1 protein-coding gene is annotated in these 916 nt (G+C 35.4%); it reads right to left on the reverse strand.

Features of this window, described 5'->3' with window-relative positions; translation table 11 throughout:
* The coding region (locus tag LBU54_RS15285; RefSeq protein ID WP_224531991.1) for a hypothetical protein at positions 1 to 916 on the reverse strand (916 nt) is incomplete at both ends.

The raw sequence follows: 916 nt of genomic DNA on the forward strand, positions 1-916 counted from the left end.
TGATCGTATAGTTGATAACCTGACCCACAGTATCGTATTCAGTCAATGCACCGCCGTCGATGTCGGCGAAGTCCTTAACCGTAGTTATGCTAGGGCATGGAATAAAATTTAAAACGAATGGAATATTTGAAGTTGCCACACAAGTTGGAGTTGCTTGATATCTGACTACTGGAGTATATGTGTCTGGTGGTAAATTATTGAAAGTATTAGAAGTTTGAAAAGCCTGATCATTTAATCCACTTAAACTTGTTAAACTATATTCTATAGTACCACCACCATTATCGGTTGCTACGACTGTTATAGATCCTTCATTAGTTGGGCAAGTCGGTTGAATTGCACTTGTTAAAGTTTCTATAGTTGGAGGTGGTGTTAAAAATGTAGGATCATAAAGTATAAATACCTTACCATCACCACCATCTCTCAAGTTAGCAAGTGTTCCTGCTGCAGTTTGAGTTATTCTAATACCACTTATTTCAGTGTTTGAAGGTACTAAAGCTGTTAAAGGGTATACAGCAATTTCAATATTTTGACCAAAGTCGGTCACAACCCCTGTATTTATGTAGTCTGCATTTGTAACATTAATAACATTTCCAGTAAGGTTATTCATATTATCCAATGCCTGAACTGTAACAGGATTATTTCCTGCTCTTTCTGTTACTATTAGGTATCTATTAGATGCTGAAGAAAATGGTGAATTGTAAATGAACTCTACATAATCAGTAGCATCAATATCATTACCTAATGACAGATAATGTCTTAAATCAGGGTTACTGTTAGCTTCTATTAATGCAGGGTCAAATATCGCTGGACCTTCAGATATATTTGCAATGTTAATTGTCTGGTCTACAATAAATTGATTAGTAGCTAACGGATTGACAAACTGATAATTAGCAAATTCTGGTCTCAAAATTCCTGT

This window comes from Winogradskyella alexanderae, assembly GCF_020166335.1.
Taxonomy (GTDB): Bacteria; Bacteroidota; Bacteroidia; order Flavobacteriales; family Flavobacteriaceae; genus Winogradskyella; species Winogradskyella alexanderae.